Genomic DNA, 16,467 nt, shown 5'->3' with positions numbered 1-16,467 from the left:
GCATTGTCGATCGCCGATCGCGACGTTGAACATATTTTTATAATATAAACATATCTGAATATGTTACTGGAACGAACGTCAGAGCGGGTATCTAATCACGTCACGGCAATCTTATCGAACCATCTGGAAAGAGCACTCTCATGAGCGAACAGCGCAGCGCAACCGCAAAAACCATCGGCGTGACTGGCCGCTATCTGGTCGAAAGCCGCGGAAATTTCTTCGCCTCCGATTCGCCCTCCGCGCGCGACGGCGAGACGGCGGCAGTGGAGCCTTCGGAGCTTCTGCTCTCGGCGCTCGGCGTGTGCGCACTCGGCAGCGTCGAAAAGGCCGCGCGGGAATTCGAGTTGAACGTGCGCCATGCCGATGCCACCGTCGATTCACTGCGCGACCCTGACGACCGTACTCGCTTTGCCCGCGTGCATATCGAGGTGACGGTGCACGGCGTGACGCAGCCCCAAGCGCAGCGGTTGATCGACCATTTCACGAGCGGCTGCGTGATCTACAACACGGTGCGCCGCGCCGGCCCGATTTCCGTCGCAGTCACGGCTCATCCCTAACCCGTCGCATCCGACCGTAACGAAGCAGACATGGCACGCAAACCGTTTCATCTCGCCTGGTTCATCTCCCGCGGCTTCGGTCCCAAGGCATGGCGGCTGCCTTGGGGCGGCCCGAACCCCAAGGGCTGGACGTCGCCCGATCTTTTCGTGGATCTCTCGCGCGCACTCGAACGCGCCGCGTTCGACTACGTGATGATCGAAGACTCGTCGAACATTCCGTACACCTATCAGAATTCGCACGATATCTATCTGCGCTACGCGGTCGATTCGCCCAAGCTGGATCCGGCCGTGCTTGCATCGTTCCTGATTCAGGCGACACGGCGGCTCGGCGTCGTTACGACGCTTTCGACGACCGAATATCACCCGTTTCAACTCGCGCGCCTGACCAACACACTCGATCATGTGAGTCACGGCCGCGCAGGCTGGAATCTCGTGACGGGCAGCAACGACGGCGGCGCACAGAACTTCGGGCTCGACAGGCAGTATCCGCACGACCAGCGCTACGACATGGCCGACGAATACGTGGATCTGGTCACCAGACTGTGGGAGTCGTGGGATGCCGACGCCGTGGTAATGGACCAGCAGAACGAGATTTTCGCGGATCCTTCGAAGGTGCATCCGGTGCATTTCGAGGGCCAGTACTTCCGGTCGCGCGGCCCGCTTGGCGCCCCTCGCTCGCCGCAGGGAAGGCCTGTTATCTGCCAGGCGGGCGGATCGCCGCGCGGCCGTCAATTCGCCGCGCGCTGGGCCGAAACCGTGATCGGCACCGCGCGCAGTGTCGCTTCGATGAAAGCGTTTCGCGACGACATTCGAGCCAAAGCCCGCGAGGCGGGACGCGACCCGGACAGCATCAAGGTGCTGTTCCTGATCACGCCCATTGTCGACGAGTCGCGCGAAAACGCCGAAATGCGCCGTCGCGCGCAACTCGAAGACGCGAGCCGGCATCTGGACGCGCATCTGGCGTCGCTCTCGCGCACGAGCGGCATTGATTTTTCGAAGTTCGATCTGGATGAGCCGCTTCCCGAGTTGAAATCGAACGGCCATCAGACGCTCGTCGCCCAGTACAGCGGCCGCACGCTTCGCGAAATCAGCGGCACCGGCAAGATGCTCTCGGACGTGAATCTGGTCGGCACCGCGCAGGATGTGGCCGCGCGGCTCAGCGAAATCGTCGACGAGGTGGGCGGCGATGGTTTTCTGCTGATGGACCCGGATCTCACGCGCCGCTACATCGCCGAGATCACCGATGGCCTCGTTCCCGAGCTCCAGCGGCTCGGCGTCGTGCGCACGCAATACGAACATGAGCAATTCCGTGACAACCTGATGGCGTTCTAGCGCGCGTCCGGTCTGCTGCTTGCCCCATCAACCTGCGATACGTTAAGACATACTAATTACCTATGTACGCGAACCAATCGATCCGTGAGCCTTCGGCGCCGGGCAGCACCTCACTCACGCGGCATGCATGGGTCGTGATCGCCATTGTCACGACCTTCTGGATAGCGGACGGATACGACACGTTCGTGCTGCTCGTCACGGCGCGCCCCGCGCTGGCGGACCTGCTGCCGCACGAGGCATCGCCGTTTTTCGCCCGCTATCTCGGCTATCTGGTGATGATCACGCTTGCCGGATGGGCAACCGGCGGCGTGCTGGGTGGCGTGCTGGGCGACCGGCTCGGGCGGCGCAAGGTGATGCTGCTGGGCGTCGTGCTCTATAGCCTCGCCACGACGGCGTCGGCGCTTACGTCGACATGGCAGTGGCTCGCGCTCGCGCGCTTTCTCACGGGTATCGGCATTGGCGCGGAGTGGGGCGTGGGCACGTCGCTGCTCCAGGAGACGTGGCCCGAAAAGTGGCGCACGCGCGGTGCCGGACTTCTGCAGGCGGGCTTTTCAGTGGGCGGCCTGCTGGTCTCCGGGCTGTGGATTCTCGTCGGATCGTCGTTCGGATTGTCGTGGCGCTGGATGTACCTGTTCGGCATCGTGCCGCTGCTCATCATCTTCGCGGTCTACCGCCACATTCCCGAGTCGGCACGCTGGACGCAGACCCGCAACGAGGTCAGTCCGCTTGCATTGTTCGCACAGCCGTACGTGCGTCGTCGTCTGCTGGCTGCGCTCGCCGTGTCGGTGGCCATTACCGGCGGGTGGTGGGCGGTCACGTCTTTTCTGCCGACCTTCGTCGCAAGTCTCGCGCATGATCCGCGCGAGGCAGCGTCGCTCGCCGGCTGGGCCGGTGCGCTTTACAACCTCGGCGAGATCGTCGGCTGCATTGCGATGGGGTTTCTCGCCGAAGCATGGGGCCGCCGTCCGACGACGATCGTCTATCTGCTCGGCTCGCTTCTGATCGTGCCATTCGTGTTCGCCGGCCTTGGCTCCGCGAAGGCGGTAACGGTTGCGCAACTGGTGTCGGGGTTCTTCACCGGCGGCCTGTACAGCTGGTACGCGATCCATACGCCGGAACTCTTCCCCACGCGCATCCGCGCGACCGCCATCAGCGTCATCTTTTCAGGTGCGCGCTATCTGGCGATGGCGGGTGCGATCGCCGCGGGCACGCTCGCGGCGGCACTCGGCGGAATGGGGAAGGTGGCGTTGTGGTTCGCTCCAATCTATCTGCTTGGTGCGGTTGCGGTGCTGTTCCTGCCCGAGACACGCGGCAAGGGGCTGCCAGACTGACATTGTTGCGCGCGCATCTAATCGACGGATGGGCGCATGTCAGCTGTCCGGCCCCGAAGGCGTGCTCTGACGCTGCACAACCTGCGCGAACATGAGGCCGTCGTCGGATTCGTTGAGCGAGTTTTTCCGGTCCAATGCGGCGCCTGCCGGTTGCGCCACGAGCGGTGTCGCCAAAGGCCCGGCCGTGGTCCTGACGGGAGCGCACTGGCGTAGCGCCTGCATCAGGATTCTGGGCGGTCCGTCCGCAACATCGTAGACGACCGATTTGGCGCGGCGGCTCGCGGTCAGCACCTGGGCGTCGCGCATCACACCGAGATGCTGCGAAAGGTTGGGCTGACGCAGTCCCAGCGCCAGTTCGATTTCGGAGACCGCGCGCGGACCGTCGAGCAGCAGCATGGCAATCGCGAGCCGGCTGGGATGGCTCACGATACGCAAATAATTGGCAATGGCGGTGATGTCCTGTGTGTCCATTCCGTGTTCGCTCATGCGCGCCGTCCTCGCTTGCCCGGTGCGCGTTCCGGCGGCGCGTCCTGGGCGATCTGGCGAGTCTGATAGTACCAGTCGAGTACATCGTCTTCCGAAAGGCGTTTCGACGCGTCCTCGATCGTCTTGGGTGGCGGCACCACGCATGGTGAACCCGGTTGCCAGTCAGCCGGTGCGTAGAGATTTTCCTGCCAGGTCATTCGGACTGCCTGGAAGAGGCGGAATGCTTCCTCGACCGACCGGCCGGTGGAGATGGGATACCAGCTGATCGCCTTGATGATGCCCTCGGGGTCGATCAGGAACATGCCGCGCACCGTGCTCGACGAAACCGCTTTCGGCGGCAGCATGCCATAGGCCTTCGCCACGGCCATTGACGGGTCTTCAACGACAGGAAATGGAATGTCTATGTTGAAGCGCTCCTGAATACTGCGCAGCCATGCGAGATGTGAGTAGAGCCCGTCTATGGAAAGCGCGAGAAGCTCGCAGCCAAGCTCCTTGAAACGCGGAGCGATGCGTGCAAAAGCGATCAATTCGCTCGTGCAGACCGGCGTGAAATCCGCAGGGTGGGAAAAGAACAGCAGCCATTTTCCGCGGTAATCCGCCGAGGAAACCATTCCCATTGTGGAGCGCGCCTCGAAGTCGGGCGCGGGTTCGTACAGGAAGGGCGGCCGCTGAGCGCGAAAGTCTTCTCCGATGTTGTCCATTCAATTTATCCGTTGTTGCGGAATTGCTGGGTTAGCGAATAACGAAAGCGTTTTTTGTTTGTTGACTTGCGAAAGTGCGAAATCAATACTGCGATTTCAATGCGAAACGAATGTAATTTAGCGGTTTCGAGCCAGAAAATCTACTAATACTTATCGCAATCTACAAGTGAATACTATCAAATCCACAAACGTCAAAACTACACCGGCACTCGTCGTGCCGCCGCTGACTCCATTCGATTCGTCGCTGAAAGTCGATCGCGCTGCGCTCGCTACTCATATCGACTACGTGGTCGAAGACTGCCGCGCCACGATGGTGGTCGCAGCCGGCGTCGAGACGCAGGAATATCACTATCTGCCGTTCGAGGAGCGCAAGGCGCTCGTGCGCGCCACGGTCGAGGCTGTCGACGCCCGGGTTCCCGTGGTGGTCGGCATCTCACATCCTTCGATCCGCAGCGCTGTCGAACTGGGACAGCTTGCTTCCTCGCTCGGCGCGCACGCCATCCAGCTGCTCGCGCCGTTGCGTCCGTTCGGCGGCGCGCCCAGCACGGCGGAGGTCGTCCGCTATTTCGAGTTGATCGCGCGCGAAACCGAACTGCCGATCATGCTCTATCTGAATCCCGGTCCGGGCGCCGACCTCGGCCCGGAAGCAACGGTCGAACTGGCGAAGCTCGAGCGCGTGAAGTACGTGAAGGAAAGCTCGCGCGACCTCGCACGCGTGGGACGGCTCATCGAACAGATCGATCGCGCGGGTCACGCACAGTACCTCACGACGTCGCAAATGCTGCTGATCACGCTGCAACTGGGCGGCAGCGGCGCGACCATGCCGCCGCCGCTTGCCGAACTGGGCGCGAAGATCATCGCCGCATTCGCCGGCGGCAACGCAGCCGAAGCCGCGCGACTGCAACAGCAGTTTTCGCTGTTTCCCGCGCGCTGGATGCATCGCGGTCTGCTGCCGACCATGAAGGCGGCGCTGCACGCGTTGGGCCGCTGCATCGGCGAGCCGTACCCGCCGTTCGGCACCCTGACCGACGACGAAGCCGCGCAGATCGCAACCTATCTCCAATCCACAGACCTTAGCCACGTCACTGAAAATCATGCTTGAAATCCAACGACTTTCGGTCGCCGAAGCGGCCATCCTGCTTGAAGGCGCACGCCTGAAAGCCACTGAACTTGCCATTCCGATGTGCACCGCCGTGACCGACGAATCGGGCCACCTCATCACGTTCGAGCGGATGGACGGCGGCAAGATCAGCAGTATCAGCATCGCGATCGACAAAGCGTTCACGGGCGCTGTCGCGCGCAAGGGCACGCACGTCTACAACCAGCTCTGCGTGCCGGGCAAGGGCACGTTCGGTATTCACGTCACGAACGGCGGGCACTTCAGCATCATCGGCGGCGGTCTGCCGGTGACGGTGAACGGCGCGATCGTCGGCGGCGTGGGTGTGAGTTCAGGAACCGCGGACGAAGACCTGATCGTGGCCGAAGCGGCCGTGGCCTGGTTCCGCGAACGGACCGGCTTCGCGGAGTAAGCGCGCGGCGCACGAGGGACCTCATTTTCCAGGCGCGAGAACCATGTCTACCATTACCGTCAATTCCAGTACCGCACTGCGTGGCCCGCTCGATTTCCCCGACAGCCCGCTTTCCCAGGCAGCAAAGCAACCGCTGATGCTTGGCCTGTTCCTGCCGATCCAGACCGGCGGCTTCTCGCAGTCGACGTATCCGCGCGGGACCGACTGGTCGTTCGAATACAACCGCGCGCTCGCGCTGCGCGCGGAAGCGCATGGCTTCGAATTCGCGTTCGGTCTCCAGCAGTGGGTGCCGAAGGGAGGCTTTGGCGGCGCTTCGCACTATCGTGAGAATTTCCTCGATCCGTTCATGGCCACGGTTGCGCTGAGCGCGTTGACCAGGCGGCTCATCACCATTTCGACCGTGCATATCCTGTATGGCGATCTGCATCCGCTGCATCTCGCGCGTTTCGCGGCGACGGTGGATCACATCGCGGGCGGCAGGTTCGGCTTGAACATCGTGACGGGATACGATGCCGCGGAGCCGCGCATGTTCGGCATGGAACGTATCGTGCACGACGAACGCTACGATCGGGCCAGCGAATTCGCGTCCGTGCTCGAAACACTCTGGGCCGGCGAAGAGAATCTCACGCACGAGGGGCGCTTCTACCGGCTGGAGGGCGCGTATGTTTCGCCGCGGCCCAAATATGGCCGGCCGATCATGGTTTCCGCGAGCGCTTCTCGCGCGGGTTTCGAGTACGCGTCGCGGCACTCGGACGTGGTGTTCACGTCGAGCCCGGCGGGCGCCGTCTTCGAGCGCGCTATCGAGGCGTTGCCCGAGCACGTCGCGCAGATTCGTGAGCCTTATGCGGGAACGGGCCGCGATCCGAAGGTCATCATCTTCCCCATGATCATCTGCAAGCCGACGCGCGAAGAGGCTTTCGCGTATCGCGACGCGATCGTGGCACAGGCCGATTACGAGTCGATCCGCGCGTATACGGCACGGCACAGCGGAGGCGATGCCCAGGGATGGAAGGGGCACGTTCCCGCCGACCGGGTTCTCGGCGGGCATATCCAGATAGTTGGGAGTCCAACGGATGTGGCCGACGCCTTGCAGAAGCTGCACGAAGCAGGCTTCGACGGCGTTCAGCTGGGCTTCTACGACTATGCGCCGGAACTCGAATTCTTCGCGCAGAACGTGGTGCCGTTGCTCGAAGCGCGCGGCCTGCGGTCGAAGGCCGTATGAGCACCGGTCTGATCCTGAACGCGGTGGTGCTGGGTGTCGGCATGCATCCGGGCGCATGGCGCTACCGGCGCGACGAGGCGTTTTCGTCGCTCGGGCTGCCGTTCTATCGCGAGCTTGGCCGCACGGCGGAGGCGGGCTGTCTGCACGCGCTTTTTCTTGCCGATACGCTGGCGGTGGGCGAGGAGAACTTCGAGCGGCCCAATCTCGGCGCGGTAGATCCGCTGCTCGCGCTTGCCGCGATAGCGGACGCGACCACCCATCTCGGTCTCGTGGGCACGGCGTCGACGACCTATAACGAGCCGTTCAGTCTCGCCCGGCGTGTCTCGACGCTCGATCATCTGAGCGGCGGCCGTGCCGGCTGGAATGTAGTGACGACCTTCGTGCCCGACGTGGCCGCGAATTTCGGCGACGCGCCGCTGCCGGCGCCCGCGTCGCGCTATGCGCGAGCGGAGGAGTTCGTCGACGTGGTGCGGGCGCTCTGGCAGAGCTGGTCGCCGCGGGCGCTCGTCGGCGACAAGGCTGCGGGCGTGTTCGTCGACGCCGCGCAGGTACACGCCATTGATCATCGCGGCGAGCACTTCAGCGTGCGGGGACCGGCGACGCTGCCGCCTTCGCCGCAGGGTTCGCCGGTGCTGTTTCAGGCGGGATCGTCCGAAGCGGGCCGCGCGCTGGCCGCACGCACGGCCGACGCCGTGTTCACGGCGCAGAACACGCTCGCCGGAGCACAGGCGTTCCGCGCGGATATCCGCGCGCGGGCGCGCGCATTCGGCCGGGATCCCAACCGCGTAGCAGTGCTGCCCGGTCTGTTGGCGGTGCTGGGCGGCACTGAAGCGCAGGCGCGCGAACGCAAACGTGAACTCGACGCACTTGCCGGCAACGCCGAACTCAGGAAGCTCGCGCTGCGCGTGGGCGTTCCCGTCGACGCGCTCGAACTCGACAAACCGTTGCCGTTCGATGCCATCCGCGAGAACACGGCCTTCAAGGGATCGGAGGGATTTCGCCGCGCCGCGCTGGAACTGGGGCTGCAGGAGAACCTGACCGTGCGCGAGATTCTTTATCGCAACGGCGGCGGGCATCTGCAGGTGGTCGGCACACCGGAACAGGTCGCGACGACGATCGAGACGTGGCACAGCGAGCGGGCCTGCGACGGCTTCAATCTGATGATCGACGTGCTGCCGGAAGGGCTCGCCGATTTCACCCAACACGTGATTCCGCACCTGCAAAAGCGCGGTCTTTTTCGCAGCGAGCCGGTTGGCACGACGCTGCGATCCAATCTAGGTCTATGAGGTCAGCGATGTTGCAGTACACGAAAACAGACGACGTGGCGCGTATCACGTTCGACAGTCCCACGACATCGAATGCGATCACGTACCGCATGATGAACGATTACATCGCGGCGCTCGCTGCGGCGCGCGAGAGCCGCGCGCGCTTCCTGCTGATCGACGCCAAAGGCGCCGACTTCACCGTGGGCCGCGACCAGAAGGAGCGCGTGCCCGATGTGACGCGCGAACAGAACCTCACGCTGATTCTCAAGGCCAATGCCGCGCTGCGTGCCTTCGACGGCGTGAGCATTGCGCTGATCCAGGGTCGCGCGCTGGGTTTCGGCTCGGGCATCGCGTTGCACAGCACGATTTCGATCGGCGCCGCCGACGCCGTGCTTGGCTTCGACGAGATCCATCACGGACTGGCGCCGCTCGTGGTGGCCGCGTATGCGCCGTATTTCATCGCGCCGCGCATCGCGCAGGAGCTCGTGATTACGGGGCGCGCAGTGCCGGCGGAGGAAGCGCGCGCCATCGGCCTGCTGAGCCGCGTGGTGCCGCGCGCCGAACTCGAGCGTGCGGGACAGGCGCTCATCGAAAGTCTGCAAGGCTATCTGCCTTCGGCATTGCGCCTGCTGCGCGACTATCACGAGGGCGTTGCCCGCTATCCCGACGACGCGACGCTCGGCGCCGCCGTGCAGCGCCTCGCGACGTGGATCGAACAAGGCAAGCCGTGAACCCAACGACGCACAAACCAACTCGCATCATGCTAAAAGAACAGATTGCCGCGACCCTGCTTGGGCTCGCGCGGATCGCGGCCGTTGCGGCCGCAACGGTATCGATGGCGCAGGCGGCGCAAGCAGCCGAAGCACCCTACAAGCTCGGCTATCTCGTCGACGCATCGGGGCAGCAGTCCACCACGCTCAAACCCACGTTCGACGCGTTCCAGCTCTATATCGCGCAACTGAATCGCGCAGGCGGCGTCAACGGGCGGCAGGTGCAGATCGTCACACGCGATATCCAGAGCGACACGCAACGCTCGCTCAACGCGGTCGAGCAGCTCAGGAGCGAGAGCGTTTCGGCGGTGCTCGGCCTTGGCGCGACCAACACGCACGCGCCTGTATACGCGGCGGCGCAGAAGCTCGGCCTGCCCGTGCTCGCGTCGAATCCGATCAACATTCCGATCGTGCTTCCGCCGGTCAAGCCATATGCGTTCGGGCTAGGCCAGGAGTTGAGCCTCGCGGGCATAATCGGCGGGCACTTTGCGCACCGGTTGCGGCCGCAGGGCAAGACCATCGCGTGCGTGGCATTCGAAGTGCCGGGCTCGATTCTGAGCTGCAACAAGATCCTCGAACAGGCAAAGGCCGAAGGCTATCAGCGCGGCGAGCTCTATACGGTGCCCATCAGCCAGCGCGATTTTCGCGCGGTCGTCGACAGGATCGTGTCGCTGAATCCTGACGTCGTGGCCGACTGCATCGGCCGCGAACATCTTGCCGCTCTGCTGCCGGTGCTGGCCGCTTCCGCATATAGCGGGATCTTTCTCTCGATGGACACCGGCATCGGCGACAAGACGCTGATCGATGCCGTTCCGGCGAACTCGAAACTTCAGGTCTACAGCTTCACGCGTTTCGTGACGCATGGCGACGGCGCCGGTTCGCAAGCGAGCGCGCTGCGCACCGCGCTCGCCGCCGCCCACATGCCAGACGACGACGCGAGTTACGCGGGCGGCTGGGCACTGGGGCTCGTCGTGACCGACGCGCTGCGCCGTTGCCAGGGCGCGTGCGGCCCCGATGCGCTGCGGGCCGCGCTGGAGAACGTGGACATCGACAGCGGCGGTCTCACGGGCGCGCGTCTCACCTTCACGCCGAACGACCACTATGGACCGTCCGCGTGGCGTCTGTATCGCTACGACGCAGCGGGCAAGTCTCTTTCTGCGGTGGGCGGCTGGCAGCGCATTGCGAGCGACGGCAAGCTCACGCCCTGAGGATTGTGATGAACGTCTGGTCTTTCTCGCTCGATCTGCTGAGCAGCGCCGTAACTTACGCGTTGCTTGCGCTCGCCGTGGTGCTTGCGTGGCGCACGAGCCGCGTGCTGATGTTTTGCGTGGGCGAGATCGGCATGACGAGCGCCTATGTGATGAACGGCATCGCTCGCGCAGCGGGCGGCGGCGTGTGGGGTTTCGCGCTGGGCGTGGCCGGTGCGCTCGTCGTGGCCGCGCTGATCGGCTGGCTGCTATTCGCGCTGCTCCGGCAGCTGTCCGCGGCGGGCGATTACTTTGTCGGGACGGTCGTCACCATCGCCGTGAGCATCTTTCTTACGGGCCTGATGTCTTCGGTATGGAGCGGGGAAACCGTGCAACTGCCGCTGCCGCATCCCATGCTTGCATGGGGCGGCGTGACGTTCTCCGCGGTCAGTGCGTGCATCGTGGTGATCGGCGCGGCGCTGATCGGCGTGCTCCTGTTCGCGTTCTACCAGTCGCGCGCCGGGATCGAACTGCAGGCTGTAGCGGGCAACTGGACGCTCGCGGTACTGAGCGGCATTCCCGCAGCGCGCTGGTTCGCGGCCGTCTGGATCGTCGCGTCGATGCTGAGCGCCGTGGGCGGAATCTTTTCAGGGGCAATATCGGCCGTGTCGATCAGCGGGGCCGCTGTGGGTTTCTCGGGGATCGTCGCGGCGATCATGGGCGGATTGACGAGTCCCGCGGGCGCACTCGCGGGCGCGTTCGCGCTCGCCCTCGGCGAGAACCTCACGAGCCTCTGGTTCGACGCGCGTTACAGCGTCGCCGTGCCGGTCGTCCTGCTGGTACTTCTGCTGGCCCTGCGGCCGGCGGGGTTGAGCGGACGCGTCGAACACATTTCGAGAAGTTGAGCTGAGCATGTCGAGTCTTCAATCAGGTGCGCTGGAACCGCATACGCGCACGATCTTTCCTCGCGGCGCCGTGCAGCCCGCGCTGCTCGCGGTGGCGATCGCGGCACTCGGGGCGCCGTTCGCGCTGGGCGGCTATGGGCTTTACATTGCATCCAGCGGTGGTGTGATGGCGCTCGGCGCGATGGCGCTCACGGTCCTTTCGGGATCCGCGGGCCTACCCTCGCTCGGCACCGCCGCTTTCATGGCAATCGGCGCGTTTTCGGCGGGCATTCTTGCGACGCAATGGGGCTTGGGTATGCTGCCGGCCCTTCTGCTCGCGCTCGTTCTCGGTTTCGCCGCCGGCGCGGGTGTCGCGTTGCTCACGTTACGTGTTTCAGGGCTTTATCTGGCGGTCGGCACGCTGGCATTGCAGCATGTCGTGCAGATCGTCGCGACCGACCTCGATCTTAAGTTTACCTACGCAAGCGGCTTCATGCTCGAGTCACCGCATATTGCGGGCCTCGCGATCGATACGCCGGCGAAATGGTGGGGGATGACGATCGTGCTTCTGCTCGGCGTCTATGTGCTGTTTCGCAGCCTCCAGCGCGGCCATGTGGGACGCGAGTGGGCTCTCCTTCGCATGGAGCCGACGGCGGCCGCGACACTGGGCGTTTCGCCTGTGCGTGCACGGCTCACGGTCTTCGCGTTGACGTCTGCGGTGATCGCCGCATCGGGCGCCATCGACGGATACCGGCTGGGCAATGTTCAGGCGACGGGCTATTCGCTGCATCTGGCCATCATGTATCTCACGGTCGTCGCGCTCGGCGGCGCGGGCGGACTCGTGGGCGCGGTGGTCGCCTCGTATGCGATCGTCGTGCTGCCCGACGCCATTGCGGCGGTCCTCGCCACGCTGGGTATCGATGCCACCACGCGCCTTGCGGGCATCGACAACATGTTGCTCGGCGCGCTGCTCGTCTGTGCGTTGCTCGATCTTCCGGCGCGCGCGAGGCGCGTCATTCTGCGCCCTGGCGCTGCATCCGCCGCGCGGAGGGAACCGTGACTGAAGCGCAGCTTATGGAAGTGCGCGCGCTGTCGATTACGTACGGCGTGGATCGCGCGGTGGACCACGTCTCGTTCTCCATTGCTCGCGGTACGAGTCTGGTGCTCGCGGGCAACAATGGTGCGGGCAAGACTTCCGTGCTCGGCGCGCTGGCGGGTTTACGCCTGCGCGGCCAACGTGTCAGCGGTGAAGCGGTGTTCGGCGGCGTGGTCTTGCGTACGGGCGATATCGCGCAGCGTATCAGGCAGGGTGTGCGCCTCGTGCCGGACCGTGAGAAGGTATTCGGTTTGCTGAGCGTCGCCGACAATCTGCGGATCGGCGCCGCGCGCACGCGCAACAACACGATTCGTCTCGACGACGTACTGGGATGGTTTCCGCGACTTGCCGAACGCAGAGGCTCGCTCGCGGGCAACCTCTCGGGCGGCGAGCAGCAGATGCTCGGCATCGGCATGGCTTTGCTCGCCTCGCCGCAACTGCTATTGCTCGATGAACCGACGCTCGGGCTCGCCGTGCCGGTAATCGAGGATCTGTGCGAACGGCTCGCGCGTTTGCGCCGCGAAGCCGGTCTTACGATGCTCGTCGCGGAGTCCGATTCGCAATGGCTTGCCGCGCTCGCCAACACTGCCGCCGTGCTGGATCGCGGACGTCTGCTGCGTACGTTCGGCACGTTGTCACAGGACGATCTCAGCACGATCCACGATCTTATGCTGGGACTTGGCGCGAACGGCGATGAAGCCGATCGCCCGGAGGATCACCATGCAACGGTCTGATCCGTCGATTGTATTGAGCCTCCAGCGCGTGAATCTCTCGTTCGGCGGGCTTCAGGTGCTGCGCGACGTCGAATTGTGCCTGCAGGCCGGGGAAGTGCTTGCGCTGATCGGCCCGAACGGCGCGGGCAAGTCCGCGCTGCTCAACTGCATCACGGGTGTCTACCGTCCGGCGGCAGGCAGCGAGATACGGCTGCACGACACGCGTATCGACGGCCTCGCGCCGCATCGTGTCGCGAGACTCGGTATTGGGCGTACGTTTCAGGGACTCAAGCTCCTGCGTGAGCGCACAGTGCTCGACAACATTCTGCTCGGCTGGACGACGCGGTTTTCGCTCGGCGCACTGGGCAGCCTCGCGCGGCCGTGGCGCGCGCGTCGCGAGGAGCGCGAGGCCCGCGAGCGAGCGTATGCGATGGCCGAGCTATGCGGTCTCGCCGAACTGCGCGATGTGTACTGCGGCGAGCTTCCACTTGGCGTGCTGCGTCGCGTCGATCTGGCGCGCGCGTTGTTGCGCGATCCGGACGTCCTGTTGCTGGACGAGCCCGCCTCCGGGCTCAGCCACGATGAGAGGCCGTTGATCGGCGAACTGGTGCGCATTGCGTGCCAGGACGCAAAACGGTCTGTCGTATGGATCGAGCACGATCTCGACCTCGTATTGACCGAAGCGCACCGCGCCGTGGTGCTGCATCACGGCACGGTGGTGACTTCCGATAACCCCGCTCAACCTTCCGGCCGCGCGCGTCTGCTGACGGCTTACCGGAAAGGGCGGTTGACAGCGTAGAAGTGCTCACCGCCGCCTCGTGGACGCGAGGTGGTCAGTTCCATGTTTTCTTCACACACTGCAGTGTCTGGAACGGTTGAAATTTTGGTCATATAATCAGGTATACTAACTATGAAAAAATTAAATAGTCTGTTTGGGGCCGTGATTGCTGTGTTCACGGTGGCGGCACACGCGCAAAGCAGCGTGACGCTATATGGCAGTATCGACGAAGGCGTCACCTATACGAGCAACATCAAGGGGCACGGCACCGCCTCCGTTGGCCCCGTGGCGGTGCCTGACTTCTACGGCATTCGCGGATCGGAAGACCTGGGCGGCCAGTTCAAGGCGATTTTCGCCCTGCAGAACGGTTTTCTGTCGAGCACGGGTGCCGGCACGATTGCGGGTGAGGCGTTCAGCCATTTCGCGTGGGTCGGCCTGTCGAGCAATCGTTACGGCGCGCTGACGCTCGGTCGTCAACTGGATCTCACAACGGAAACGCTGCGTCTGGATTCGGACGGCAGCGTGCAGTACACGTTCTATCTGTTCCACCCCGCCAACCTGGACAACCTCGGCATTCGCGGCGACTCGATCAACAACTCGGTCAAGTACGCGACGGCGGATTTTCATGGTCTCAAGGCAGCCGTGCTCTACGGCTTCGACGATACGTCGACGCAGCCGGGGCGTGTCGTCAGTGCCGACGTGATCTACACGAACGGGCCGTTGCGTGCATCTGCGGTTTATAGCAGCTGGCGCAACCACTCGATCGACGTGGGTTCGCAACTGGGATATACGAGCTTTCTCGGTCAGTCGCTCGCGAAGGGCAGCGTCTTTCTCGCGAAGAAGCAGGACATTGGCGGTCTTTCGGCGACATGGTCGGTCAACCGGAATCTGGCACTGCACGGCGTGCTTACGCAAGTCAATCTGAGCAGCGACTATGGTTCGGGCCGCATGAGAACCGTCGAGCTTGGCGCGGATGTGCATACGAGCGTGGCCAATATGGTGACGTTCGGCGGATACGCGTCGTGGCTGACGGGCACGCGCTACACGGAAGTCGGCGTGGGCGACGTCTACTCGCTGTCGAAGCGCACGATTGTCTACGCGCAGGCCGTTTATCAGCACGCGCAAGGTTCCGGCAATGCGGCGATTCCGCTGCTTTCGCCGTCGAACAGTCCCAACCAGACGGCGTTACGCGTGGGCGTGCATCAGTTTTTCTGAGTCGGCTTTAGGGCCGGTTTATTCGACGGCGGCTTTGCACGGAGTGGCAGGGTCTGCGTGTCAGTCATCTATCAAGTTCTAAAGGAGAGCATCATGAGTCTACGTCTTGGCGATATCGCACCGGATTTCGAGCAACAGTCGAGTGTCGGCCCGATCAAATTCCATGAGTGGCTGGGCGATAGCTGGGGTGTGCTGTTTTCGCATCCCGCTGACTTCACGCCGGTTTGCACGACCGAACTCGGGCTGACCGCGAAGCTCGCCGACGAATTCGAGAAGCGCAACGTGAAGACCATCGCGCTGTCGGTCGACAGCGCCGAGTCGCACAAGGAGTGGATTAAAGACATTAACGAGACTCAAGCGGCCAATGTCGGCTTCCCGATTCTCGCGGACGGCGACCGCAAGGTTTCCGAGCTGTACGACATGATCCACCCGAACGCGAACGAAACGCTGACCGTGCGCTCGCTGTTCGTGATCGACCCGAAGAAGAAGGTGCGTCTCATCATCACCTATCCGGCTAGCACGGGCCGTAACTTCGACGAAGTGCTGCGTGTGATCGATTCGCTGCAACTGACCGACAGTCACTCGGTTGCAACACCGGGCAACTGGAAGCAGGGTGATGACGTGGTGATCGTTCCGTCGCTGAAGGACGAGGAAATCATCAAGCAGAAATTCCCGAAGGGCTATAAGGCGCTGCGTCCGTATCTGCGCCTGACACCGCAGCCGAACAAGTAGGGTGATGAATATTAGCCTTGTGTCTGTCGCAGTGCGGTGCCTACTTTCGGACGTCCGGTAGTCCACTGGCTCTGGCCGGCCATCCAGCGGCGCTTGGTACGCCAAACGGAACGGTCTGCTCCATCCCCTTAGGGTGCCGTCGGGGGCTTAAAGGCGGGTCGCCAGACAGATCAGGCGAATACTGCAAGCGGTTCCCTTGCTGTCTGCACAACGTGTCGGGTATCGTTTCCGCATGCCGCCTTGAATGGTGCAAGTGATTCAGTTTCGCCGCCTGGTAATCAGGTCGCCCACGCCGGTATGTATGGCGATCTCCCGGATATAGCCTCTGGAATACTCCACCCCCACGCGCTTGTGGATTACTGCGCGCAGGCGTGCGTTATTCCAGTGGTCGCCGTCCATGCCGTGCTGCCGGGGTGACTGGCTACCCACGCAAGTAGCTCATCGTTGACTGTAAGACGTGTTTCGGTTCGCCGTTTAGGTGGATGCATCAGATGGGAGAGTTCCAACTCCACAACGAGCTGGCGAACGTACCCGTTGGAATGTGGACTTGCCCCTGCATGACCGGACATGCGGTCACGCTTAGGTTGGTGAATCTGCTCGCTGGCGAAACTCGCGTGGTGAGCAGTATTTCAGGGCGCTGTGCGGATGCGACTCGTTGTAGTGGTCAAA

At 63.5% G+C, this 16,467-nt stretch carries 17 protein-coding genes; 15 read left to right on the top strand and 2 right to left on the bottom strand.

Annotated features, from left to right (window positions below):
- The first annotated feature begins 140 nt into the window (after nucleotides 1–140).
- The 3 genes from NE850_RS09695 to NE850_RS09685 all read left to right on the top strand — a co-directional run bounded on the left by NE850_RS09695 (nucleotide 141) and on the right by NE850_RS09685 (nucleotide 3,220).
- Nucleotides 141–557 (top strand): OsmC family protein, encoded by a 417-nt coding sequence (locus NE850_RS09695; RefSeq protein ID WP_007180771.1) that lies wholly within the window; start codon nucleotides 141–143, stop codon nucleotides 555–557.
- A gap of 30 nt (nucleotides 558–587) precedes the next feature.
- Nucleotides 588–1,889 (top strand): NtaA/DmoA family FMN-dependent monooxygenase, encoded by a 1,302-nt coding sequence (locus NE850_RS09690; RefSeq protein WP_007180772.1) that lies wholly within the window; start codon nucleotides 588–590, stop codon nucleotides 1,887–1,889.
- A gap of 62 nt (nucleotides 1,890–1,951) precedes the next feature.
- Entirely contained in the window at nucleotides 1,952–3,220 is a 1,269-nt protein-coding gene (locus NE850_RS09685) for an MFS transporter (RefSeq protein WP_007180773.1), read from the top strand.
- Nucleotides 3,221–3,259: 39 nt separating this feature from the next.
- On the opposite strand, the gene NE850_RS09680 is transcribed toward NE850_RS09685, so the two are convergent.
- Nucleotides 3,260–3,706, bottom strand: a complete 447-nt coding sequence (locus NE850_RS09680; RefSeq protein ID WP_007180774.1) for a helix-turn-helix transcriptional regulator — start codon at nucleotides 3,704–3,706, stop codon at nucleotides 3,260–3,262.
- Nucleotides 3,703–4,407: a peroxiredoxin gene (locus NE850_RS09675; protein ID WP_007180775.1), complete on the bottom strand. Its 705-nt coding sequence runs from the start codon at nucleotides 4,405–4,407 to the stop codon at nucleotides 3,703–3,705. Before NE850_RS09675 ends, NE850_RS09680 begins: the two co-directional genes overlap by 4 nt.
- Nucleotides 4,408–4,573: 166 nt before the next feature.
- On the opposite strand from NE850_RS09675, the gene NE850_RS09670 reads away from it, so the two are divergent.
- The 12 genes from NE850_RS09670 (at nucleotide 4,574) to NE850_RS09615 (ending at nucleotide 15,798) form a co-directional block, all read left to right on the top strand.
- Nucleotides 4,574–5,509, top strand: coding sequence for a dihydrodipicolinate synthase family protein (locus tag NE850_RS09670; RefSeq protein ID WP_165186883.1), 936 nt, complete (start codon nucleotides 4,574–4,576; stop codon nucleotides 5,507–5,509).
- Complete coding sequence (locus tag NE850_RS09665; protein WP_007180777.1) at nucleotides 5,502–5,936, top strand: heme-binding protein; 435 nt, start codon at nucleotides 5,502–5,504, stop codon at nucleotides 5,934–5,936. The genes NE850_RS09670 and NE850_RS09665 overlap by 8 nt, the downstream gene beginning before the upstream one ends.
- A 43-nt stretch (nucleotides 5,937–5,979) precedes the next feature.
- Nucleotides 5,980–7,158 carry an LLM class flavin-dependent oxidoreductase gene (locus NE850_RS09660; RefSeq protein ID WP_007180778.1) on the top strand — a complete coding sequence of 393 codons (1,179 nt, stop codon included), beginning with the start codon at nucleotides 5,980–5,982 and terminating at the stop codon, nucleotides 7,156–7,158.
- Nucleotides 7,155–8,444 (top strand): LLM class flavin-dependent oxidoreductase, encoded by a 1,290-nt coding sequence (locus NE850_RS09655; protein ID WP_007180779.1) that lies wholly within the window; start codon nucleotides 7,155–7,157, stop codon nucleotides 8,442–8,444. Before NE850_RS09660 ends, NE850_RS09655 begins: the two co-directional genes overlap by 4 nt.
- Nucleotides 8,445–8,452: 8 nt before the next feature.
- The gene (locus NE850_RS09650; RefSeq protein WP_165186880.1) at nucleotides 8,453–9,154 is read left to right on the top strand and encodes an enoyl-CoA hydratase/isomerase family protein; all 702 of its coding nucleotides are present in this window, start codon (nucleotides 8,453–8,455) and stop codon (nucleotides 9,152–9,154) included.
- A gap of 29 nt (nucleotides 9,155–9,183) precedes the next feature.
- Nucleotides 9,184–10,401: an ABC transporter substrate-binding protein gene (locus NE850_RS09645; RefSeq protein ID WP_165186877.1), complete on the top strand. Its 1,218-nt coding sequence runs from the start codon at nucleotides 9,184–9,186 to the stop codon at nucleotides 10,399–10,401.
- A gap of 8 nt (nucleotides 10,402–10,409) precedes the next feature.
- Nucleotides 10,410–11,285: a branched-chain amino acid ABC transporter permease gene (locus tag NE850_RS09640; RefSeq protein ID WP_007180782.1), complete on the top strand. Its 876-nt coding sequence runs from the start codon at nucleotides 10,410–10,412 to the stop codon at nucleotides 11,283–11,285.
- A gap of 7 nt (nucleotides 11,286–11,292) precedes the next feature.
- A complete protein-coding gene (locus tag NE850_RS09635) occupies nucleotides 11,293–12,324 on the top strand; it encodes a branched-chain amino acid ABC transporter permease (RefSeq protein WP_007180783.1) in 1,032 nt (343 codons plus the stop codon).
- Nucleotides 12,321–13,094 carry an ATP-binding cassette domain-containing protein gene (locus NE850_RS09630; RefSeq protein WP_007180784.1) on the top strand — a complete coding sequence of 258 codons (774 nt, stop codon included), beginning with the start codon at nucleotides 12,321–12,323 and terminating at the stop codon, nucleotides 13,092–13,094. The genes NE850_RS09635 and NE850_RS09630 overlap by 4 nt, the downstream gene beginning before the upstream one ends.
- Entirely contained in the window at nucleotides 13,081–13,872 is a 792-nt protein-coding gene (locus NE850_RS09625) for an ABC transporter ATP-binding protein (RefSeq protein WP_007180785.1), read from the top strand. Before NE850_RS09630 ends, NE850_RS09625 begins: the two co-directional genes overlap by 14 nt.
- Before the next feature lie 111 nt (nucleotides 13,873–13,983).
- Nucleotides 13,984–15,066, top strand: a complete 1,083-nt coding sequence (locus NE850_RS09620; RefSeq protein ID WP_007180786.1) for a porin — start codon at nucleotides 13,984–13,986, stop codon at nucleotides 15,064–15,066.
- Nucleotides 15,067–15,159: 93 nt separating this feature from the next.
- Complete coding sequence (locus NE850_RS09615) at nucleotides 15,160–15,798, top strand: peroxiredoxin (RefSeq protein WP_007180787.1); 639 nt, start codon at nucleotides 15,160–15,162, stop codon at nucleotides 15,796–15,798.
- Nucleotides 15,799–16,467 lie beyond the last annotated feature (669 nt).

It is taken from the genome of Paraburkholderia sp. USG1, assembly GCF_031570135.1.
GTDB lineage: Bacteria > Pseudomonadota > Gammaproteobacteria > Burkholderiales > Burkholderiaceae > Paraburkholderia > Paraburkholderia dioscoreae.
The sequence above is the reverse complement of the archived record's forward strand: the minus strand, read 5'-3'. Positions and strand labels throughout refer to the sequence as shown.